At 64.4% G+C, this 21,723-nt stretch carries 13 protein-coding genes and 3 pseudogenes; 8 read left to right on the plus strand and 8 right to left on the minus strand.

All coding sequences use genetic code 11. The features are described 5' to 3' along the window. Positions 1-131: 131 nt before the first annotated feature. The 5 genes and pseudogenes from ACFXS9_RS06485 (at position 132) to ACFXS9_RS06505 (ending at position 7,653) form a co-directional block, all read left to right on the plus strand. A complete protein-coding gene (locus ACFXS9_RS06485) occupies positions 132-602 on the plus strand; it encodes a (2Fe-2S)-binding protein (RefSeq protein WP_392687296.1) in 471 nt (156 codons plus the stop codon). Beyond that, a complete protein-coding gene (locus tag ACFXS9_RS06490; protein WP_392686345.1) occupies positions 599-4,153 on the plus strand; it encodes a molybdopterin cofactor-binding domain-containing protein in 3,555 nt (1,184 codons plus the stop codon). Before ACFXS9_RS06485 ends, ACFXS9_RS06490 begins: the two co-directional genes overlap by 4 nt. Before the next feature lie 69 nt (positions 4,154-4,222). Continuing rightward, positions 4,223-5,526: pseudogene (gene pncB / locus ACFXS9_RS06495) on the plus strand (nicotinate phosphoribosyltransferase). 45 nt (positions 5,527-5,571) lie between these two features. Further along, positions 5,572-6,867, plus strand: a complete 1,296-nt coding sequence (locus ACFXS9_RS06500; RefSeq protein WP_392686348.1) for an O-acetylhomoserine aminocarboxypropyltransferase — start codon at positions 5,572-5,574, stop codon at positions 6,865-6,867. A 3-nt stretch (positions 6,868-6,870) separates the two neighbouring features. Continuing rightward, positions 6,871-7,653: an alpha/beta fold hydrolase gene (locus ACFXS9_RS06505; protein ID WP_392686350.1), complete on the plus strand. Its 783-nt coding sequence runs from the start codon at positions 6,871-6,873 to the stop codon at positions 7,651-7,653. Between the two features lie 50 nt (positions 7,654-7,703). Here ACFXS9_RS06505 and ACFXS9_RS06510 read toward each other — a convergent pair whose 3' ends face one another. From ACFXS9_RS06510 to ACFXS9_RS06520, 3 genes are all read right to left on the minus strand, one after another. After that, complete coding sequence (locus tag ACFXS9_RS06510) at positions 7,704-8,729, minus strand: S1C family serine protease (protein ID WP_392686352.1); 1,026 nt, start codon at positions 8,727-8,729, stop codon at positions 7,704-7,706. 83 nt (positions 8,730-8,812) lie between these two features. Further along, positions 8,813-9,262 (minus strand): hypothetical protein, encoded by a 450-nt coding sequence (locus ACFXS9_RS06515; RefSeq protein WP_392686355.1) that lies wholly within the window; start codon positions 9,260-9,262, stop codon positions 8,813-8,815. 7 nt (positions 9,263-9,269) lie between these two features. Next, entirely contained in the window at positions 9,270-10,868 is a 1,599-nt protein-coding gene (locus tag ACFXS9_RS06520) for a GMC family oxidoreductase (protein WP_392686358.1), read from the minus strand. Between the two features lie 188 nt (positions 10,869-11,056). Here ACFXS9_RS06520 and ACFXS9_RS06525 point away from each other — a divergent pair, with 188 nt between their 5' ends. Continuing rightward, positions 11,057-11,236 carry an FAD-dependent oxidoreductase gene (locus tag ACFXS9_RS06525; protein ID WP_392686360.1) on the plus strand — a complete coding sequence of 60 codons (180 nt, stop codon included), beginning with the start codon at positions 11,057-11,059 and terminating at the stop codon, positions 11,234-11,236. Next, complete coding sequence (locus tag ACFXS9_RS06530; RefSeq protein ID WP_392686363.1) at positions 11,181-12,668, plus strand: flavin-containing monooxygenase; 1,488 nt, start codon at positions 11,181-11,183, stop codon at positions 12,666-12,668. The genes ACFXS9_RS06525 and ACFXS9_RS06530 overlap by 56 nt, the downstream gene beginning before the upstream one ends. Before the next feature lie 939 nt (positions 12,669-13,607). Here the strand turns inward: ACFXS9_RS06530 and ACFXS9_RS06535 are convergent. The 5 genes and pseudogenes from ACFXS9_RS06535 to ACFXS9_RS06555 all read right to left on the minus strand — a co-directional run. Continuing rightward, positions 13,608-16,928, minus strand: a complete 3,321-nt coding sequence (locus ACFXS9_RS06535; RefSeq protein ID WP_392686365.1) for a carboxyl transferase domain-containing protein — start codon at positions 16,926-16,928, stop codon at positions 13,608-13,610. A 205-nt stretch (positions 16,929-17,133) separates the two neighbouring features. Further along, positions 17,134-18,024 (minus strand): amidohydrolase family protein, encoded by an 891-nt coding sequence (locus tag ACFXS9_RS06540; RefSeq protein WP_392687299.1) that lies wholly within the window; start codon positions 18,022-18,024, stop codon positions 17,134-17,136. Next, positions 17,924-18,577 carry a hypothetical protein gene (locus ACFXS9_RS06545; RefSeq protein WP_392686368.1) on the minus strand — a complete coding sequence of 218 codons (654 nt, stop codon included), beginning with the start codon at positions 18,575-18,577 and terminating at the stop codon, positions 17,924-17,926. The genes ACFXS9_RS06540 and ACFXS9_RS06545 overlap by 101 nt, the downstream gene beginning before the upstream one ends. Positions 18,578-18,676: 99 nt before the next feature. Then, on the minus strand, positions 18,677-19,120 hold the full coding sequence (locus tag ACFXS9_RS06550; protein WP_392687302.1) for a group II intron maturase-specific domain-containing protein: 444 nt from the start codon (positions 19,118-19,120) through the stop codon (positions 18,677-18,679). Beyond that, positions 19,121-19,489: pseudogene (locus tag ACFXS9_RS06555) on the minus strand (reverse transcriptase domain-containing protein); the annotation flags it as partial. Between the two features lie 523 nt (positions 19,490-20,012). On the opposite strand from ACFXS9_RS06555, the pseudogene ACFXS9_RS06560 reads away from it, so the two are divergent. Beyond that, positions 20,013-21,164: pseudogene (locus tag ACFXS9_RS06560) on the plus strand (recombinase family protein); the annotation flags it as partial. Positions 21,165-21,723: the final 559 nt, after the last annotated feature.

Here is a 21,723-nt window from a genome sequence, read left to right on the forward strand (position 1 = left end):
GCTCTGTTCATAAAGCGAGCAGCGCGCTGCAGCGCGGGATCGCGCGGCTTGCACGTTTGTACACAAACGGTATCTTTCGCGAAGCATCCAGTGCGGATTTTGCAGCGCAACGAGGACTTCGGGAGAGCATGATGCGCCTGACCGTCAACGGCAAAGCTCACGACGTTGACGCCGCGCTCGACACTGCATTGCTTTACGTGCTCCGCAACGACCTCGAACTAAACGGACCGAAATACGGCTGCGGGCTCGGCGAATGCGGCGCCTGCGCCGTGCTGATCGACGGCGTCGCCGCGCGTTCCTGCGTGATCCCGATCGAGGGCTGCATCGGGCGCGACATCGTGACGCTCGAAGGCCTCGGCACACGCGAGCATCCCGATCCCGTGCAGCAAGCGTTTATCAGCGAACAGGCGGCGCAATGCGGCTATTGCCTCAACGGCATGATCATCACCACCAAGGCGCTGTTGCTGCGCTCCCCTCACCCATCGGAAGACGACGTACTGGAAGCACTGCGCCATCATCTGTGCCGCTGCGGGGCGCATGTCGAAATCATGCGCGCGGCGATGCGCGCCGCAGGCCGTCTCGTTGAGGCGCAGACGCGATGACCCTCCGTGACACGGCCGAGAATGGCGAGCGGTTGCAAGGCACGCTGTCCGTCGTGCGCCCGGCATCGCCGGTCGAGGCCGTCAAGTTCGAGACCTTCATCAAGATCACGGCAGATGGATCGGTCACCGCCTATAATGGCCACGTCGATCTCGGTACCGGCATCCGCACCGCGCTCGGGCAAATCGTTGCCGAAGAGCTCGACGTATCCTTTGCCCGTGTTGTGGTCGTGCTCGGCGACACAGCCCTCGTTCCCAATCAGGGCGCGACGATTGCGAGCGAAACAATTCAGATTACGGCCATACCGCTGCGCAAGGCCGCCGCCCAGGCGCGGCAGTTTCTGGTCGCGCGCGCCGCCGAGCGGCTGGAGCTTTCGGCCGAGGATCTCCTCGTTGAAGACGGCCTCGTCCGCGGCAAGGACAATCGCAGCGTCAGCTATGGCGAATTGATTGCGGGCGAGACCATTCGCCTTGAACTCGCCGACGACGTTCCAGTTAAGTCCGTCGACGCCTACAACATCGTTGGCCAATCGGTGCCGCGCGTCGATCTTCCGGCGAAAGCAACCGGTGAATTGGTCTATGTGCACGACATGCGCGTGCCCGGCATGCTGCATGGCCGCGTCGTTCGCCCGCCCTATGCCGGCGTCGACGTCGGCGACTTCATCGGCAACAGCCTGATCGCGATCGACGAGAACTCGGTGCGCGGCATCCCTGGCCTTGTCGCTGTCGTTCGCATCGGCGACTTCGTCGGCGTCGTCGCCGAGCGCGAGGAGAATGCGATCAAGGCGGCGACGCAGCTCAAGGTGAGCTGGAAGCCGGTGCCGACGCTGCCCGACCTCAAGGACATTGAAACGGCGTTGCGGGCCAATCCATCGACGCCGCGAACGCTGATCGACAAGGGTGATGTCGATGCGGCGATTGCCGGCGTCGCCAGGCCGATGCCGCGGACCTACATCTGGCCCTATCAGATGCACGCTTCGATCGGCCCGTCCTGCGCGGTTGCGGATTATCAGGAGGATGTGACGCGGGTTTGGTCCGGCACGCAGAGCCCGCATCATCTGCGCACCGATCTGGCGCGGCTGATCCACCGGCGCGAAGCCGAGATCGAGGTGATCCGGCTGGAAGCCGCCGGCTGCTATGGCCGCAACTGCGCCGATGATGTTTCCGCCGACGCGGTGCTGCTGTCGCGCGCCGTCGGCCGGCCCGTCCGCGTGCAGTTGACGCGCGAGCAGGAGCACGCCTGGGAGCCGAAGGGCACCGCGCAATTGATGGATGTCAACGGCGGATTGAACGCCGATGGCAGCGTTGCCGGCTATGATTTTGCGACACGCTATCCATCGAACGGCGCCCCGACACTGGCCCTGCTGCTGACCGGCGCCGTCCCGCACACACCCGCTGTCTTCGAGATGGGCGATCGCACCGCGATCCCGCCCTACGACTACGAGAATCTGCGCGTGGTAGCAAATGACATGCCGCCGATCGTGCGCGCCTCCTGGCTGCGCGGCGTCTCGGCGCTGCCGAACACCTTTGCGCATGAATCCTGGATCGACGAATGCGCCAGCGAGGCTGGTGTCGATCCGATCGAGTACCGTCTGCGCTATTTGAAGGATCCGCGCGCGATCGATCTCGTCAATGCGGTGGCCGAACGCGCCGGCTGGAAGCCGCGGCCGGTGCGCGAGGAGAAGCAGGCCGAGGACGATATCGTGCGTGGGCGCGGCTTTGCCTATGCGCTCTATGTGCACAGCAAGTTTCCCGGCTATGGCGCAGCGTGGTCGGCGTGGATCGCCGACGTCGCGGTGAACAAGGCGACCGGCGATGTCAGCGTGACGCGGGTCGTGGCAGGCCAGGACTCCGGCCTGATGATCAATCCGGACGGCGTGCGCCACCAGATCCACGGCAACGTCATCCAGTCGACCAGCCGCGCGCTGATGGAGGAAGTGTCGTTCGATCGCACCTCCGTGACGGCGCGGGAATGGGGCGCCTACCCCATCATCAAATTTCCCGAGGTGCCTGAGATCGACGTGCTGATGCTGCCGCGACAGGATCAGCCGCCGCTCGGTGTCGGCGAGTCCGCCTCCGTCCCCAGCGCAGCCGCCATAGCCAATGCGATCTATGATGCGACCGGCGTGCGATTTCGCGAATTGCCGTTCACCCCGGAGCGCATCCTGCGGGGGCTGCGTGGCGAGGAATCGGCGGCCGCGGAGGCGTTGCCTGCGCCTGCATCCGCACCACAGCCTGATCTCAATCGATGGCCCAATCCGTTCGCGGGACGGCGCGGCGTCCTCGCGACTGCCGCAGCGCTGTGCGCGGCTATGGTCGGCATCGGCACCGCCGTGTTGCCGTGGCGAGCGATCGCGCCGATCGCGCGGCCCGATGCCTCGGTCTATTCGGCCGCGACCATCGCCCGCGGCCAGCAACTTGCCGCGCTCGGCGATTGCGCGGTGTGCCACACCGCTGCGAATGGCGTGCTCAACGCCGGCGGCCGGCCGCTGCCGACGCCGTTCGGCACGATCTATTCGACCAACATCACACCCGATGTCGAAACCGGAATCGGCGCCTGGTCCTATCCCGCCTTCGAGCGCGCAATGCGCGAGGGCATCCATCGAGATGGACGGCATCTCTATCCCGCGTTTCCCTATCCGCATTTCGCCAGGGCTACTGACGCCGACATGCAGGCGCTCTATGCCTATCTGATGGCGCAATCGCCGGTGCGCGCGGAGACGCCGGCCAACGCGCTCGCATTCCCGTTCAACCTGCGCCCGCTGATGGCCGTATGGAATGCGCTGTTCCACACACCCGCCGTCTTCCAGCCCGATCCCGCAAAATCCGAGATCTGGAATCGCGGCGCTTATCTCGTCGAAGGCTTCGGCCATTGCGGCGCCTGCCATTCGCCGCGCAATGCGCTCGGCGCGGAGAAGGCGAATGCCTATCTCGCCGGCGGATTTGCAGAAGGTTGGGAAGCACCGGCGCTGACCTCGTTGTCGCAAGCGCCGATCCCGTGGAACGAGGACGAGTTCTACGCGTATTTGCGAACCGGCGAGTCGCGCCTTCACGGCGTCGCCGCCGGGCCCATGGCGCCGGTGGTGAAGGAGCTCGCCGCATTGCCTGATGCCGACATCCGCGCCATGGCGGTCTATCTCGCCTCGTTCAACGAGACCGCGATCGATCGCCCGGCGCAGCGAGCGCTTGCCGCCAGGCTCGAAGCCTCGACGGGTACACGAACGCGTGCGCCCTCCAGCGTCGGCGCGCGGCTCTATCAGGGCGCCTGCGCGGTCTGCCATGAGGTCGGCGGCGCACCGCTGTTCGGCAGTCGGCCATCGCTGGCGCTCAACAGCAATCTGCACAGCACCGTGCCCGACAATCTGATCCAGGTCATCCTGCACGGCATCGCAAAACCGGCCGTGACCGACCTCGGCTATATGCCGGCGTTCAAGGACAGCCTGAGCGACGGCCAAATCGCCGAACTGGTCGTTTATCTGAGGCAACAATTTGCCCCCGATAAGCCGGTCTGGAAGGATATTCCTGCTGCGATCGGCCGTATCCGGCAGGAATAGCGCGCTGAGCTGCCATGCCGCCGGCAAAAGCCACTGGTTGGGCGGCCCGCGGCACGATAAAGTTCCGCCATGGCAGTTACCGATATTGCATCCCGGACCTATAACCATGGCTGGCGGCTCGACCCGATCGTGCGCAGCCTGCTCGATACCGATTTTTACAAGCTCTTGATGCTGCAGATGATCCGGGAATTCTACCCGGAGCAGCGCGTCACCTTTTCGGTCATCAACCGCACCCGGCAGGTTCGCCTCGCCGAGATCGTCGATGAGGGCGAACTGCGCGCACAGCTCGACCATGCGCGCACCATCCGCTTCACCAAGAAGGAGCTGATCTGGCTCGCCGGTAACACGTTCTACGGCAAGACCCAGATGTTCTCGCCGGACTTCATCCACTGGCTCGCCAACTTCCGCCTGCCCGAATACGAACTGAACAAGGTCGACGGCCAGTACGAGCTGCATTTCCACGGGCCCTGGACCCACACCACGATGTGGGAAATCCCGGCGCTCGCGATCATGAACGAGCTGCGCTCGCGGCAGGCGACCAAGGGTCAGGGACGCTTCGTGCTCGACGTGCTCTATGCCCGCGCCAAGGCCAAGCTGTGGTCCAAGGTCGAGCGGCTGCGCAAGCTCGAGGGCCTCCGGCTGTCGGACTTCGGCACGCGCCGGCGCCACGGCCATTTGTGGCAGCGCTGGTGCGTCGAGGCCGTCAAGGAGGGGCTCGGCCCCTCTTCACCGGCACCTCCAACGTGCTGCTGGCGATGGACAACGATCTCGAAGCGATCGGCACCAACGCGCATGAATTGCCGATGGTCGCGGCCGCGCTTGCCGATTCCGACGAGGAGCTGCGCTGGGCGCCCTATCGCATCCTCGATCAATGGCGACACACCTATGGCGGCAATCTCTTGATCGCGCTGCCTGATGCATTCGGCACCAAAACATTCCTGCGCGATGCGCCGGACTGGGTCGCCGACTGGACCGGCTTCCGCCCGGACAGCGCGCCGCCGATCACGGCAGGCGAGGACATCATCAAATGGTGGAGGCAGAAGGGCCGCGAGCCCAAGGAGAAGCTGCTGGTGTTCTCCGACGGCATGGATGTCGATCTGATCGAGGAGACCTATCGTCACTTCGCCGGACGCGTCCGCATCTCGTTCGGCTGGGGCACCAACCTCACCAACGATTTCGTCGGCTGCGCGCCGGACGGATCGGCCGATCTCGATCCGATCTCGCTGGTCTGCAAGGTGACATCGGTCGATGGGCGGCCGGCGGTCAAGCTGTCGGATAATCCCGAGAAGGCCACCGGTACGCCGTCCGAGATCGAACGTTATTTGCGCGTGTTCGGCAATGCCGGCCGCGTCCGCACCGCCGTGCACGTCTGAGCCATCACATACTTTCCCGCCACCACTTGATCTGACGAGCCTCGCATGCCCGCACCCAAGCCGCCTGCCTTCGAAACCCTGAGCCTGCATGCCGGCCAGCGCCCTGATCCCGCAACCGGTGCCCGTGCCGTTCCGATCTACCAGACCACCTCCTATGTGTTCCAGGATTCCGATCACGCCGCCGCGCTGTTCAACCTCGAGCGCGCCGGGCACATCTACACCCGCATTTCCAATCCAACGACCGCCGTGCTCGAGGAGCGGCTGGCGGCGCTGGAAGCCGGCGTCGGCGCGATCTGCACGGCGAGCGGCATGGCCGCGATGCATCTGGCGATCGCAACGATCCTCAACGCCGGCGACCACATCGTCGCCTCCGCCTCGCTCTATGGCGGCACCATCAATTTGCTGGCGCACACGCTGCCGCGCTTCGGCATCACGACGACGTTCGTCAAACCGCGCGCGCTTGATGAATTCCGCGCCGCGATCAAGCCAAACACGCGGCTGGTGATCGGCGAGACCATCGGCAATCCGGGGCTGGAGGTGCTGGATATTCCGGCGGTCGCGCAGATCGCGCATGACGCCAAAATTCCGCTTCTGATCGACAACACCTTTGCGACGCCGTTCCTCAGCCGCCCGATCGAGCTCGGCGCCGACATCGTGATGAACTCGGCGACCAAATGGATCGGCGGCCACGGCATTGCGATCGGCGGCGTCATCGTCGATGGCGGCCGGTTCGACTGGCACGCGTCGGGCAAATTCCCCCAGCTCACCGAACCCTATGCCGGCTATCACGGCATCGTCTTCGACGAGCAGTTCGGCCAGGCTGCCTTCATCATGCGCGCCCGTACCGAGGGCCTGCGCGACTTCGGCGCCTGCCTGTCGCCGACCAACGCGTTTCAACTGCTGCAGGGCGTCGAGACGCTCGGCGTGCGGATGGAGCGCCACATGAGCAACACGCTTGCGGTGCTCGAAGCGCTGAGCGCCAACAAGGCGGTCGAGTGGGTGCTGCATCCGGCGCTGGAAAATCATCCCGACCATCAGCTCGCGAAGCGGCTGTTGCCGCGCGGCGCCGGATCGATCGTCTCTTTCGGCATCAAGGGTGGCCGGGCGGCGGGCAAAAAATTCATCGAGTCGTTGCGGATGATCAGCCACCTCGCCAATGTCGGCGACGCCAAGACGCTGGTCATTCACCCCGCCAGCACCACGCATCAGCAGATGGACGCGGCACAGCTCAAGGCCGCAGGGGTCGGCGAGGAACTGGTGCGGCTGTCGGTCGGCATTGAAACCGTCTCCGACATCATCGACGATCTCGGCCAGGCGCTTCGCGCATCGCAGAAGGTTTGACCCATGCAGCTTTCCGTCAACGGTGCTGATGTCTTCGTCGCGACCGGCGGCCGTCCGTTCGATCCGTCGCTGCCCGCGGTGGTGATGCTGCACGGCGCGGGGTTCGATCATTCGACCTGGGCGCTGCACAGCCGCTGGTTCGCCCATCACGGCTACGCCGTGCTGGCGCCCGATCTGCCCGGCCATGGCCGTTCGGCAGGCGGCCCGCTGCCGACCATCGCCGACATGGCCGACTGGACCGCCGCGCTGCTCGACGCTGCGGGTGCGCCGAAGGCGAAGCTGATCGGCCATTCGATGGGCTCGCTGATCGCGCTGGAGACGTCCGCGCGTCATCCCGACAAGGTGTCCGGCCTCAGCCTGATCGGCACCGCTGCTGCGATGACGGTCGGCCCCGATCTGCTCAAGGCCGCCGAGGTCAACAACCCCGATGCCATCGACATGGTCTCGATCTGGGGCCTCGGCTTCAAGGCCGAGCTCGGCGGCAGTCTCGCGCCGGGACTGTGGATGCATCAGGGCGCGCAGCGCGTGCTGCAGCAGACGCGACCGGGCGTGCTCTACAGCGATCTCAATGCCTGCAACTCCTATCAGAACGCACTCGCAGCAGCCGCGCAGGTGAAGGTGCCCGTCACCTTCGTTCTCGGCGAGCGCGACATGATGACGCCAGCCAAGGGCGGCAAGGCGCTGGCGGCGGCGACGCCGAATGCGCGGATCGTCGTCGTTCCCGGCGCCGGCCACATGATCATGGCCGAAGCGCCGGATGAATTGCTAGCGGCGTTGCGGCAGTAGCAGCGAACTCCGTTTCTTCCCTCTCCCCTTGTGGGAGAGGGCGAGCAGCATCACTGCCGCGCCACCTGCCTGCGCTCTACCGGGTGGATGTCGATCGCCCGCAACCTTCCCATCCGCAATACATCCATCGCGAGCGTCCGCCCGATGCGGTCGCGATCGAGGGCGCGGATCAGATCGTCGACGCCGTTGATCTCGACGCCGTCGAGCTTGATCACGACATCGCCCGGCAACAGTCCCGCCTTCGCGGCCGGGCTGTCCGGCTCGATCTGCGCCAGCAGCGCGCCCATCTTGTTGTCGACGCCGGCGACCACCGCATGCCGCCGCGGGATCGGCGCGGTCTGGCCGGCGACACCGATATAGGCGCGGCGGACATAGCCGTGGCGGATGATCTCGGACAGCACGAACTGCGCCGTGTTGCTGGCGACCGCAAAGCAGATGCCTTGCGCGCCGTTGATGATCGCGGTGTTGATGCCGATCACCTCCGATGCCGACGACACCAGCGGCCCGCCGGAATTGCCTGGATTCAGCGCAGCATCGGTTTGGATCACGTCCTCGATGGTCCGGCCGCTCACCGAACGGATCGAGCGGCCGAGCGCCGACACCACGCCGGCGGTCACCGTCGATTCGAAGCCGAGCGGATTGCCGATCGCGACCACGAGTTGGCCCCGACGCAGGCTCTTGGAATTGCCGAGCGAGGCATAACGCAGGTCGCGCGCGCCGTCGGCCCGCAGCAAGGCCAGGTCAGTGTCTGGATCGACGCCGAGCACGTGAGCGTCGGTGACGAATCCTTCGGTGTCGCGCAGCCTGATCTCCTTCGATGATCCGACCACATGGCTGTTGGTCAGCACGAGACCGTCGGGCGAGATGACGATACCGGACCCAAGTCCGCCGCGCTCACGCGCGCTGCGCACCTTCGGCCCGGTTTCGACGCGCACGACTGCGGGACCGACCCGCTCGGTCACATCGATCACGGCATTGGAATAGGCATCGAGCAAAACCCGGTCATTGTCTCGGGCAGGCTCGGCGGTTCGCGACGACGGTCCGTCATCGGCGATATCTGAGGTAATATCCAACATGGCGAGATTCCTTCGGCCTCATCAGATGGTGGCCGGGAACCGGCTGCGCAAGGTGCCCGGGCATCCAGCGCAGGGCAGGCCTGCTACGGCGCCCTTCTGAGCTTCGCCGGCCGCGCCTTGACGGGGTCGAGCAGCGACCAGTCACCCTCTTCCAGCACGTGGCCCTTCGGGAATGGGGCGCGAGGCTCCAGCCCGAGCGAGCGCAGCACGCGGTCATCGCGGTAGTAGCATTGCAGCACGACGCGAACGAGTGTCGCGGCCGGGCCGCCGCCGGTGGCGCGGAACTCTCTTGCGACCTCGTCGCGCCGCGCCGCGTCAAGCTCAGCCAACGGTCGGCCAGCCAGACGCGCCAGATGGTCGAGCGCCTGCGTGACCTGCGCAGTATCGCGGCCGAGCGTCGCCAGCATGTCGGCCTGGATTGCGGGATCGTCCGCGCTGGGCACCTTGTACTCGTCGCTGGCGGGAATGATCATCGCAGCGACGGTGCGGAGGTCGTCGCGTTGGGCTGCGGTCAGTTCATTGGGTGCGGACATCGCGGTCTCAATCGAAGAGGTTGGCAAGGCGTTGCTTCATCTGGTCGGCGACGTAGAGCGCGATCGCCTGGATGGTCGAGGTCGGGTTCACGCCGCCTGACGTGACGAACACGCTGCCGTCGACGATGAAGAGGTTTTTCACGTCGTGCGAGCGGCCCCATTCGTTGACCACGGAGCGCGCCGGATCGGTGCCCATCCGCGCGGTACCGAGCAGATGCCAGCCGCCCCAGGGAATCGGGTTGTTGATGCAGATGTCAGTGGCGCCGGCGGTTTCGAGAATTTCCCGGCCGCGCGCCAATCCATGTTCCATCATCTTCCGGCTGTTTTCGCTGATCGTGTAGTCGATCTTCGGCGCGGGAATCCCGTGGCTGTCCTTCAGCATGGGATCGAGCGTAACGCGGTTGTGCTCCTCGGGCAGATCCTCGCAGATCGCAGATACCGCGAGCCGATGGCCGTTGAGCTTGCGGAACACGCGGTGATGGTCCTCGCCCCATGGCAAAATGCCCTTCTGTTCGCTCGCAACGGCTTCGAACACCGGCCCCGCGCCGCGGCCGAACTGGATGCCGTAGCCGCGCACGAAGCCGCGCGAGAGATCGGTGTCGTAAAACTCCTTGCTCCAGAGGCAGGTCGGCGGCGCGCGGTTGGAGTCGGTCGGCTCCTTCACAAAACCGTAGATTTGCGCATAGGGATGGAACATCAGGTTCTTGCCGACCAGACCGGACGAATTGGCCAGGCCATGCGGGAAGCGGCCGGAGACCGAATTCAAGAGCAGCCGCGGCGTGCCGACGCCGTTGCAGGCGATGATGACGACTTCGGCCGGCTGGAACTGCTCGACGCCATCCTTATCGTAATAGACGACGCCCGAGGCCATGCCATGTTCATTGGTCAGGATCTCGCGGACGCGGCAATGGGTCTTGAGCTCGACGCCGGCGCGGATCGCCTGCGGCCAATAGGTGATGTCGGTCGAGGCTTTGGCACCCTGCGCGCAGGCCGGCGTGCAATGGCCGAGATTGATACAGCGCGCCCGGCCCTCGTAATCCGTCGTCGCGACCGTCGTGTCCGACGGCCACCAATGCCAGCCGAGCTCGTTCATGGCCTTGCCGATCAGCGGGCCGGAAAGCCCGAGCGGCTGCGGCGGCATCGGCGGATGCGTCAGCGGCGACAACGGATCGCCTGAGAGACCCGAGACGCCCATCATGCGGTCGTTCTCTTCGAAGAACGGCACCAGCGTGTCGTAGTCGATCGGCCAGTCGTCGGCGACGCCGTCGAGCGTTTTCGCCTTGAAATCGGAGGGATGTAGTCGCGGCCAATGCGCGGTATACATCACCGTCGAGCCGCCGACGCCGTTGAAGTTCACGACCTTGATCGGCGAGTTGTCGTCGTTGATCGGATAGTCCTCGGGCCGGCCGCGGATGTTCGGGCTGGTCGACCAGTCCCCATAAAACTTCGCCTCCCAGTCGCGTCCCGTGCTCGGATATTCCGAGGGCTTCATCCAGCCGCCCTGGTCAAGGCAGAGGATATGCATCTTGGTTTCAGCCAGGCTCCACGCCACCGCCGCGCCGGACGCGCCGGCGCCGATGATGAGGACGTCAACGGGATCGTTCATTGCAGTCGCTTCGCTCCCTGAATTAGCGTCGCCTTGAAGGCGATCTGGGCTCCACGATAGGGGCAGATGCGGCCGGCAGTAAAGCCGAGCGAGGCCGACTTGGCGGGACAAACGCGCAACCCTGCCACGCCTTGATACAGGTTTGTTTGCGGACGCGAGACGGGATAGCTTTTGAGCAAACCATACGCATGGAGGCGACGCCGATTCCGGACTACGACGCCATCATCATCGGCGCGGGCATGTCGGGGCTGTACCAGCTCTACCGGCTGCGCGAGCAGGGTATTCGCGTGCGGGTGTTCGAGGCCGGTACCGATGTCGGCGGCACCTGGTACTGGAACCGCTATCCCGGCGCGCGCTTCGATTCCTGAAAGCTATTCCTATGGCTACTCTTTCTCGAAGGAGTTGCTTGAGGAATGGGAATGGTCGGAGCATTTTGCCGGCCAGCCCGAGACGTTGCGCTATCTCAAATACGTCGCCGACAAGTTCGACCTGCGCCGGGATATCCAGTTCAGGAGCCGGGTGACGGCGGCTACTTACGAGGAAGATACGCGGAGCTGGACCATTACGCTGGAGGACGGCAGCCGGTTCGACGCGCGCTTCCTGATCACCGCGATCGGGCCGCTGTCGACGCCTACCCTGCCGCGGATCGAGGGCCGCGAGGATTTCAAGGGCGCCTCCTTTCATACCGCACGGTGGCCGAAGGAGCCGGTGGATTTTACCGGCAAGCGCGTCGCCGTGATCGGCACCGGCGCGACCGGCGTGCAGACCATCCAGACCATTGCTGGCTCGGTTGGCCATCTCACCGTATTCCAGCGCACGCCGAACTGGTGCGCGCCGCTGCACAACGGCAAGATCGACGCCGAAACCCAGAAGAAGATCAAGGCCGGCTATCCCGAGATCTTCGCCCGTTGCCAGGAAACCTTCGCCTGCTTCCTGCACACGCCGGACCCGCGCGGCGCGTTCGAGGTGTCGGACGAGGAGCGCGAGGCGTTTTATGAAAAGCTCTATGGCGAGCGCGGCTTCGGCATCTGGCAGGGCAACTTTCGCGACATACTGATCGACCGCAAGGCGAACGCCACGATCTCCGATTTCGTCGCGCGCAAGATCCGGCAGCGGGTGAAGAATTCGGCGGTCGCGGAGAAGCTGATTCCGAAAAATCACGGCTTTGGCACCCGCCGGCTGCCGCTCGAAACTTTCTATTACGAAGTCTACAACCAGGACAATGTCGAGCTGGTCGACATCAACGAGACGCCGATCGAGCGGATCACGCCTGAGGGCATCAGGACAAGCGAACGGGATTACCAGTTCGACATCATCATCTACGCGACCGGTTTCGATGCCATCACCGGCAGTTTCGACAAGATCGATTTTCGCGGGGTTGGCGGCGCGCGGTTGAAAGACAAGTGGCGACAAGGCCCGGAGACCTATCTCGGCATCATGGTGCATGAATTTCCGAACATGCTGATGCTGATGGGGCCGCACACCGCGCTCGGCAACATCCCGCGCAGCATCGAATACAGCGTCGACTGGGTCACCGGGCTGCTCCTGTTCGCGATGAAAGAGGGTTTGACGCGGCTGGAGGCGACGCCGGAGGGCGTGAAATCCTGGACCGATCACGTCAAGGCGCTCGGCGAGGGATTGCTGTCCAACGAGGTCAACTCCTGGATGACCGGCATCAATTCCAACGTCGAAGGCAAACAGAGGCGCATCGTCGCCCGCTACAGCGGCAGCGCGCCGGCTTATCGCGCGAGGTGCGACGAAGTGGCCGCGAAGGGGTATGATGAGTTGAGGTTGGGGTAGTGCCATCGTCGTCCCTGCGAACGCAGGGACCCATACTCCGCGGCCGGTATTGCTGGAAAAGGCAGATGACAGAGACCTCGCAAAACCAATTACCGCCGGTGGTTATGGGTCCCTGCGTTCGCAGGGACGACGGACGAGCTTTCGGATTCAATCTTCAAAAGAGCTGACACAACTTCGCGATCTCGCGGCGCGTTTCGCCCGAGGTTTACATCTTCGTTGTCGCTCTCTCAAAAGAGAGGGCGCAGGGAAGACCGGGTGCGCGCCGCGGTCTCGTGTGCAAAGTGCGCAAAAGGAAACGCACACGAGCATACAGGTACAGCGGGAGCATCCCGGCCTTCCCTGCGCAATGGCTTTACGGCTTACTTCGTGCTCTTCCCGGAGAACGGCTCTTTTGCCTCCGTCGCCGGCGGGACACTTCCCGCCAACTTAACGCCAGCACCGCGACATCAGAACCACACGACTTCGCCGTACGCCTCCGGCGCGTACGTCGAGCGCGCCATCCGCGTCCATCGCATCTCACCGCACGTTCGTGACGATCGCGAGCGCCCCTCATCTGCCGTGAGACGGGCGGAGTTATGCGACTGATTTGCCCCTCGTGTTAAGCGGAATATTTTTGATTCCTGGGCTTGACACGATTTCGGAAAATCAGAATTGATTTGCCCGTCGTGCCATCGTGTCGCAGGCCGCCGCACGAAATTGCGCTTGCGTGCGCGGCAAATCAGTTCGTCGTCCTGGGCAAGCGAGCAACGCGAGCGCGACCCGGGACCCATACGCCGCGGCGTAAATTATTTCGCGCGCGGGTAGACGGCCTCCGTCAACAACGCAAACCTGTGGTTGGGTCCCTGCGTTCGCAGGGACGACGCGCATCAGAGAAGGGCGATCGCCGATAGATGGTGGGCACGGCGCTATCGCGCCTTTTCCCACCCTACGGATCTCCCGCTACCACGCATCGATACACGGCCGCTTCTTGGTCGCGCGCGCTTCCGGCTTCGGCACCGAGCGCAGGCCGGACATGATCCAGTGCCGCGTGTCGGCGGGATCGATGACTTCGTCGATCTCGAGCACCGAGGCGATCGAGACCGCCTTGCCGTTGGAGTAGAGTTCGGCGACCTTGGCCCTGTAATAGTCCTCGCGCTCGTCCGGGTCCTCGATCGCTTCCATCTCCTTGCGGAAACCGAGCCGGACATAGCCTTCCAGCCCCATGCCGCCGAACTCGCCGGTCGGCCAGGCCACGGTGAAGAACGAGGCGTGGAAGCCGCCGCCGATCATGGACTGCGCGCCCAGCCCATAGCCCTTGCGCAGGACGATGCCGAACAGCGGCACGGTGAGGCTGGCGCCGGTCACGAACATGCGCGCGACATGGCGCACGATCGCGGTTTTCTCCGCTTCGGGTCCGACCATGAAGCCCGGCGTATCGCAGAGCGATATGATCGGAATGTCGAAGGCGTCGCAGAGTTGCATGAAGCGCGCGGCCTTATCGCCGGCCGGCGCGTCGATCGCACCGCCGAGATGCTTTGGGTTATTGGCGATCAGGCCGAACGGCTTTCCCTCGATGCGGATGAAAGCGGTGATCATGCCGACACCGAAATCGCGGCGGATTTCGAGTACCGATCCTTCGTCGGCCAAGAGATCGATGACGCTGCGGATGTCGTAGACCCGCAGCCGGTTCTCCGGAATGGACCGCCGCAGCAGGCGCTGGTCCGGCGCTTTCCAGTCGGCGACCGCGCCCTGGAAGTAGGACAGATATTTCTGCGCCGCGGATGTCGCCTCCGCTTCATCCTCGACCAGAATGTCGATGACGCCGTTCGGCGACTGGAACGACACCGGACCTACCTCAGCAGGGTGATAGACGCCGAGCCCGCCGCCCTCGATCATCGCCGGTCCGCCCATGCCGATCGAGGCGTTCTTCGTCGCGATGATGACGTCGCAACAACCGAGCATCGCGGCGTTGCCGGCAAAGCAATAGCCGGAGACGACGCCGACCACCGGCACCAGCCCTGAGAGCTTTGCGAACTGCACGAAGGACGGCCCGTCGAGGCCGGTCATGCCGAGCCTGTCCGTATCGCCGGGGCGGCCGCCGCCGCCCTCGGCATAGAACACCAGTGGCAGCCGCCATTGTTCGGCCAGGCCGAGCATGCGGTCGATCTTCTTGTGGTTCATGTGGCCTTGCGTGCCCGCGAGCACGGTGTAATCGTAAGCGATCACCATGCAGCGGGCGGCGTCCGCGCCGAATTTTTCTGCGTTCACGGTGGCGACGCCGGAGATCAGGCCATCGGCTGGCGTGTTGCGGATGAGGTCATCGACCGTGCGCCGCCTTCGCTGGGCGGCGATGGCGAGCGACCCATATTCGACGAAGGAGCCTTCATCGACGAGGTGCGCGATATTCTCGCGCGCCGTGCGCTGGTTGGTCTTGCGCCGTCGCTCGACCGAGGCCGGCCGGTTTTCATCCAGCGTGATGGCGTGGCGTTCGATCAACTCGGCCAGATCGGGACGGATGTGGTCGAGATCGATATCGTCTTCCTCAGCGATATCATGGGCGTCGAGTTCGGCCGGCTCCAGATAGAGGATCGGCTCGTCCTGCATCAGCGTCACGCCGGAGCCTGCTGCGATCTGCGTCACCCGGCCGCCCTGCGGCGCGGTGACCAGATGCTCCATCTTCATGGATTCGAGCACGGCGATCTGCTGGCCGGGGCGAACGAGGTCTCCCTCCTCGACGTCTATCGCGACGATCGTGCCTTGCAGCGGCGCTGGCACCGCGACCGAACCCGCCGGGCCGGTTGCCGATGCCGCGACCGCGATCGCGAGCGTCTCGTCATCGGCGGCGCTGCCGGATTCGACCAGTTCCGTCTCCGCCGTCGTGTTGGTTTCGCCAACCAGATCGGCAACATGCTTGTCGATAAAGCCGGTGCTGAGACGGTTCTCGACGAAATCCGGATGCGCCAAAATCGCCGCGAGGAAGGGAACGTTGGTGGCGACACCGCCGATGCGAAATTCACGCAGCGTCCGCGAGGCCTTATGCACGACGTCGGTCCAGTTGCCGCCTGGCGAATGCACGATGACCTTTGCAAGCAGCGAGTCGAAAGCGGCGCTGGTCCGGTAACCCGAATAACCGAACGTATCGACGCGCACGCCGGGGCCGGACGGCAGGTCGAACACGGCCAGCGTCCCGCCGGTCGGCCTGGTGGCGCCGGTCTCGTCCATCACCTCCATGTTGACGCGGAGCTGGATCGCGAAGCCGCGCGGCCTCGGGATATACCCCTGCGCAAGCCCGAGCGAGCCCAGCGTCGCACCAGCCGCGACCGCAAGCTGCGACTGCACGAGATCGAGGCCGAGCACCTCCTCGGTAACGGTATGCTCGACCTGCAGCCGCGGATTGGCCTCGATGAAGGCGAACGCCTTGTCGCTGGTCCTGGCGTCATTATCGACGAGGAATTCGAAAGTGCCGAGATTGTCGTAGTTCGCGGCGGCGGCAAGTTCCTTGGCGGCGTCGATGATGCGCGAGCGCAAGGCGTCGTTCAGCGACGGGCTTGGCGCGACCTCGATGAGCTTCTGGTTGCGGCGCTGGATCGTGCATTCGCGCTCCCACAGATGGCTGATCGCGCCGTGGTGGTCGCAGATGACCTGCACCTCGATGTGGCGGGCATTGCGAATCAGGCGCTCGACATAGACGCCATCGCTGCCGAAGGCCGCCATCGCCTCGGATTGGCAGCGCGCATAGGCCTCCTCCAGCCTGCCCGCGTCGTCGACGATGCGCATGCCGCGGCCGCCGCCGCCGGCGATGGCCTTGATCATGATGGCGCCGCCGGCACCGAGCGATTCCAGGAACGCCTTGGCCTCATCGAGGCTGGTCGGCCCGCTGGTGCCCTCGATAACAGGCACGCCGCATTTTCTTGCCAGCGCCTTGGCCTGCGCCTTGTCGCCGAACAGATCGAGCGCTTCCGGCGACGGCCCGACGAAGACGATGCTTTCCTCGATGCAGCGGCGGGCGAACCCGGCATTCTCGCTGAGGAAGCCATAGCCGGGATGCACGGCATCGCATTCGGTCGCCTTGGCGGCTGCGATCACCGCCTCGATATCGAGATAGGCCCGCGCGCCGCGCCCGGGGATTTCAAGGGCGGCGTCGGCGGCGCGGACATGCAGCGATTGCGCGTCGTCGGCGGAGTAGATTGCGACCGTCGCAAGGCCGGCGTCGCCCGCGGCGCGCGCGATGCGGATGGCAATCTCGCCGCGGTTGGCAATCAGCAATTTATGGAAGGACATGAACGGTTCCGTCTGGACAGCAGAGCGAAATGATGCGGCGATCGGTTCACCTCGCCCCGCTTGCTTCCCATACCCCAATCAGCAGCGCGAGGCGGCTACCGGCAGTTTCTTGTTTATTCGACATGAACCGTTGCCGAGATTCTGCGCAAGTGGAATTTCGTTCCACATGACGGAATTCACACAGCAACTGAGGCGCTTAAGCGATCTACCGGCAATCGAGCTGGGCTTCGAACCAGCCCTGCAGCGACGCTGCGAGCGGCGGCCAGGCCCGCTGGAATGGCGAGAGCTGTCTTGCATTGGCGCGATAGATTCCGCGCAGCTCCCGCTCGATCGCGGGGAAATCGACGCTGGTGCAACGGCCTTCGCTGACGATCAGCCGTCCGTCCACCACGACGTCGCGCAAGAAAGACGCATTGCCGCGCGCGAACAGGAGCTCGATGGGGTCGACCGGCATGATCCGGTCGCGGTCGAGCCGATCGAGATCGATGGTGACGAAATCGGCCGGCGCGCCTGATATGAGGGCGCCCGTTCCGGGCGCGCCGGTCGCCTTGCGGCCGTTGGCGATCGCGAGCGCGAGGAATTCGGCAGCGGTCCAGGTTCGCTCAAAGCCAAGGCCGCCGTGCATCATCTGCACCAGCCTCATCTCGCGCAGCACGTCGTCGTCTTCGTCGAGCGCGAGACCATCGACGCCGACCGCGATGGCGCAACCACATCGGTGCGCCGCGGCGATCGGCGCGAGGCCCGAGCGCAGGTGCAAATTGGAGGAGAAGTTGGTGACGATACGCGCGCCGGACGCGGCGATCATCTCGATCTCGTCGGGGCGGGCGTGGATGCAATGCGCCAGCGTCAGCCGCTCCGACAGGAAGCCGATGTCGCGGAGATAACGGACGACGCCATCCGGAAAGTGCCGGTCAGCCCAGGCGCGCTGATAGATTGTCTCCAGGAGATGCATGTGAATGCGTCGCCCGGTGTGCGCCGAATTCTCGGCTACCGCCTCAAGCAGCGGTTTTGAGCACCATTGCACGCCCGCGGGGCCGAGCTGCACATCGACCTTGGGACCTGCGATGGCCGAGGCGATGGCATCCGTGAGTTCGATATAGGCCTTTTGGCGACATCGGCGCGCGGACGAACAATTCCTCAATGGCCCTGCGATCGTCGCTAGAGAGCTGCGACAGCACCGGTTCGCTGTCGCCATAGACAACCGGGTTCTGGTCGCGCACGGCAAGCGCAAACGCGATGCGGATGCCGACGTCGGACGCCGCCCGCGCAATCGCCTTTGCCTCCTCGACCAGCGGCATGGTGCCGCTTGGTCGGGTGTAGTGCACCATCATCGCCGCGCAGCCCGCCCTCGCCGAACGCGCGAGCGCAGACGCCGCGGTCAGATAGGGATCGACCGGCGTGCCTAGCGCAGAGCGCAGGATCCAGCTTTCCAAGGGCATGCCGAGCGCGCCGAACGAGGACGCGGTCGGCCGCGCGTGATCGTGGGCGTTGACGAAGGCGGGAAGAATGAGGGAGCGCGGTCCGGTTGCGGACGGCGGCGCTGGCGAGATAGACGTGATGAGGCCGTTGTCGTGTTGAAGCACGACGTTATCGAGCAGCCCCGAGCACGAGCTAGAGAATAGGCTGTGTGCGGTAACTTCGGTGGCCATAAGGGCGCTCCGTCATTGCGAGGATCGGGATAGGGGAGTCTCGCGACTCCTCCTCCCACACCACCGTACGTACGGGTCCGTATACGGCGGTTCGATGGATTATGCGGACCTCGACGCCGCGACGGAAGTGAGACCGAGTGAACCGAGGAAGTGAGTTGGCAATGCGATGGTGAGCGCGGGACTCGCTGCCAGCCGCCAAGGGCCATGTGGGCTGCCGGCGGTTTGAGCCGCCCGATCCCGGCCGACGCCGCAGCGTCGCAGCTCTGCAAAGCGAGCGGGTCCACGCTTCCACTGCTTCCAGGCGATGGCGCGCAACCGCCGCCTGATCCATTCGTCAAGTGCGCGCAATACCGACGGGGTTTGGCAGAAGCCGAAGTAGCCACGCCAGCCGACAAGGTAAACGGATAATTCCTTGGCGACTTGCGCGAGGCTTCGTCCGCCTGTGCGCCGCGTCAATTCCCGAACTCTGGCCTTGAAGCGGGCGATCGCCTGCGGTGCGATGCGCCGTCGTGGCCCCGGCCCGCTTGTAAAGCTAAAGCCCAGGAACTTGCGGACGCTCGGTTTGGCGACCGCGCTCTTGGCCTTGTTGACCTTGAGCTTGAGGCGCTTTTCCAGGAACTTCTCGATGCCCGCCAGCACCCGTTCACCCGCCTTTTGACTGCGCACATAGATGTTGCAGTCGTCGGCGTAGCGCACGAAGCGGTGACCGCGCTTCTCAAGCTTCTTGTCCAGCACATCTAGCATCAGGTTCGACAACAACGGCGAGAGCGGGCCGCCCTGCGGCGTGCCCTCTTCTGTCGGACTGACCAACCCGCCCTCCATCACACCCGCATTCAGGAAGGCGCGGGTGAGCTTCAGAACGCGCTTGTCAGCAACCCGCTTGGCGACGAGCCCCATTAGGATGTCGTGGTTGACCCGGTCGAAAGACTACTCGACAGACTACCCACCACCGCGCTCATCATCTCGACGACTATCCCGATCAGGTAACCATCGTTCGGTCGCGCCATCCCTTTGAGGGATCTGCGCTTAATGTGCTTGGCTGGTGTCATCGACGCGGCGAACTTCATCTGACGCTTGTACTGCCCGATGGTACCCGTGCCCTTGTACCGGCCGCGTGGACAGATCTGCCTATCGCACAACATTTACCGCGTGCAAGCCCGCAATGCGCTCGAGCGGCATTCCTGGCTTCCCACGCCGAGCTGCTGCACGCCCGGACGATCGTCGACGCTTTGCTGCGGCAATTGGATGGCGCGCATACTGTCCTGCCACCGGAATCGGAGGACAGCCATGCAGCAGCTAAGCTTTCTCGACCCACCACCTCAGCGCGGGGCCGTACCTGTATGGGAGGCCCTCGATAGAGAGCAGCGCGCACATCTCGTGCTGCGACTCGCCCGACTAATCGCCCGAGCAATCGCCACTGCCGGAGATCACAACGATGAACGAACTGAGCAAGATTACCGCTGAGCACCTACGCCGATGCGCAATCGTCTACGTGCGTCAGTCCAGTACGACGCAGGTCGAGCATAATCGCGAGTCCACTGCCCGTCAGTACGAGTTAGCCGAACGCGCCGCGCGGCTTGGTTGGCGACGCGATCAGGTGAAGGTCATCGATGAGGACCTCGGTATTTCCGGTTCCGGCCTTTCCGAGCGCACCGGTTTCGCGCGTATGACCGCGGAGGTCGGCCTCGGCCAGGTGGGCATCGTGCTCGGCTTGGAAGTCTCGCGACTGGCGCGCAATAATGCTGATTGGTACCGTCTGCTCGATCTATGTGGCCTGACCCACACGCTCATCGGTGATGGAGATGGGATTTATCATCCGGGCTTGTTCAATGACCGCCTGGTGCTCGGGCTCAAAGGTACGATGTCAGAGGCAGAGCTGCATGTGCTGCGTGCGCGGCTGCTCGGTGGCATCCGCAACAAGGCCGCACGCGGAGAACTGCACCGCGGGCTGCCGGTGGGTCTGGTACGGGGCGACGCCGACGGGGAGGTGCTGTTGCATCCTGACGAGTCGGTGCAAGCCGCGATCCATGCTGTCTTCGACCGCTTTGCCGAATTCGGCTCGGCACGACGCGTGTGGCTGTGGTTCCGCTCGCAAGGCCTGCGCTTTCCGCTGCACTCCAACAGCCTTGTCGATCTCCGCTGGGTCGCCCCCACTTACACAAAGATCCACCAGGTCCTCACCAACCCGTTCTATGCCGGCGTTTATGTGTATGGCCGCACCCAGCAGACATGCTATCTCGATGCGGGCGGTCGAATCCGAAAGCGCATCAGACAACGCGACCGCGAGCAGTGGCCGGTGTTCATTCGTGACCATCATGCCGGATACATCGATTGGAATACCTTCGAGGCGAACCAGAAGCGCCTGGCGCAGAACATCCGTCCTCGACCGCACCAGAGCGGGGGTGCCGTGAGAGAAGGCGCAGCACTCCTGCAAGGCCTCGCCGTATGCGGACACTGCGGTCGGCGCCTGGCCGTACACTACAGCGGCCGGTTCTCGGCGCCCGGATATCACTGCGCCGGCAAGAACATCGTCAACGGCCGGGGCGAGTACTGCCTCAACATCGGCGGTGTGCAGATCGATGCGGCTGTCGCCGAAGCGTTCCTTGCGGCTCTCGCGCCCGCAGGCCTGGAAGCCTCGCTCCAGGCGATCGAGCAATTCGACGCCGATCGCGAGACGACTCTCGCGCAGTTCCGTCGCGACGTCGAGCGTGCGCGCTACAACGCGCAGCGCGCCGAGCGACGCTATCGCGCAGTGGACCCGGAGAATAGACTCGTCGCGCGTGGACTCGAAGCAGAATGGGAAAGCGCTCTGCTGGAATTGAAGACTGCCGAATCCGAACTCTCGGACCGCGAACATGCCCGACCGCGCTCGCTTACGCACGAAGAACGCGACGCTATCCTTGCACTCGGTAAAGACCTCAAGCGTATCTGGTTCGCTCCCACGACGAGCGATCGCGATCGCAAGGAGTTGCTCCGCACGCTGCTCGACGATGTCACCTTGAGAGTCGAGCGCGATAAATACAACGCTCACCTGACGCTGCGTTGGCGCGGCGGTCTCTTCAGTGAAGTTAATGTCCCATTGCCGCACTCGCATCCATCGCCGATCCGCACCGCCGACGATACGATCGATCTGCTGCGGCGACTGG

This window comes from Bradyrhizobium sp. RDI18, assembly GCF_043203335.1.
In the GTDB taxonomy this organism is placed as follows: domain Bacteria; phylum Pseudomonadota; class Alphaproteobacteria; order Rhizobiales; family Xanthobacteraceae; genus Bradyrhizobium; species Bradyrhizobium retamae.

Excerpts from the sequence above, each read along its gene's own strand:
- ACFXS9_RS06485 (WP_392687296.1), top strand. The coding sequence starts at position 132 with ATGCGCCTGACCGTCAACGGCAAAGCTCACGACGTTGACGCCGCGCTC.
- ACFXS9_RS06490 (WP_392686345.1), top strand. The coding sequence starts at position 599 with ATGACCCTCCGTGACACGGCCGAGAATGGCGAGCGGTTGCAAGGCACG.
- ACFXS9_RS06500 (WP_392686348.1), top strand. The coding sequence starts at position 5,572 with ATGCCCGCACCCAAGCCGCCTGCCTTCGAAACCCTGAGCCTGCATGCC.
- ACFXS9_RS06505 (WP_392686350.1), top strand. The coding sequence starts at position 6,871 with ATGCAGCTTTCCGTCAACGGTGCTGATGTCTTCGTCGCGACCGGCGGC.
- ACFXS9_RS06510 (WP_392686352.1), bottom strand. The coding sequence starts at position 8,729 with ATGTTGGATATTACCTCAGATATCGCCGATGACGGACCGTCGTCGCGA.
- ACFXS9_RS06515 (WP_392686355.1), bottom strand. The coding sequence starts at position 9,262 with ATGTCCGCACCCAATGAACTGACCGCAGCCCAACGCGACGACCTCCGC.
- ACFXS9_RS06520 (WP_392686358.1), bottom strand. The coding sequence starts at position 10,868 with ATGAACGATCCCGTTGACGTCCTCATCATCGGCGCCGGCGCGTCCGGC.
- ACFXS9_RS06525 (WP_392686360.1), top strand. The coding sequence starts at position 11,057 with ATGGAGGCGACGCCGATTCCGGACTACGACGCCATCATCATCGGCGCG.
- ACFXS9_RS06530 (WP_392686363.1), top strand. The coding sequence starts at position 11,181 with ATGTCGGCGGCACCTGGTACTGGAACCGCTATCCCGGCGCGCGCTTCG.
- ACFXS9_RS06535 (WP_392686365.1), bottom strand. The coding sequence starts at position 16,928 with ATGTCCTTCCATAAATTGCTGATTGCCAACCGCGGCGAGATTGCCATC.
- ACFXS9_RS06545 (WP_392686368.1), bottom strand. The coding sequence starts at position 18,577 with ATGGCCACCGAAGTTACCGCACACAGCCTATTCTCTAGCTCGTGCTCG.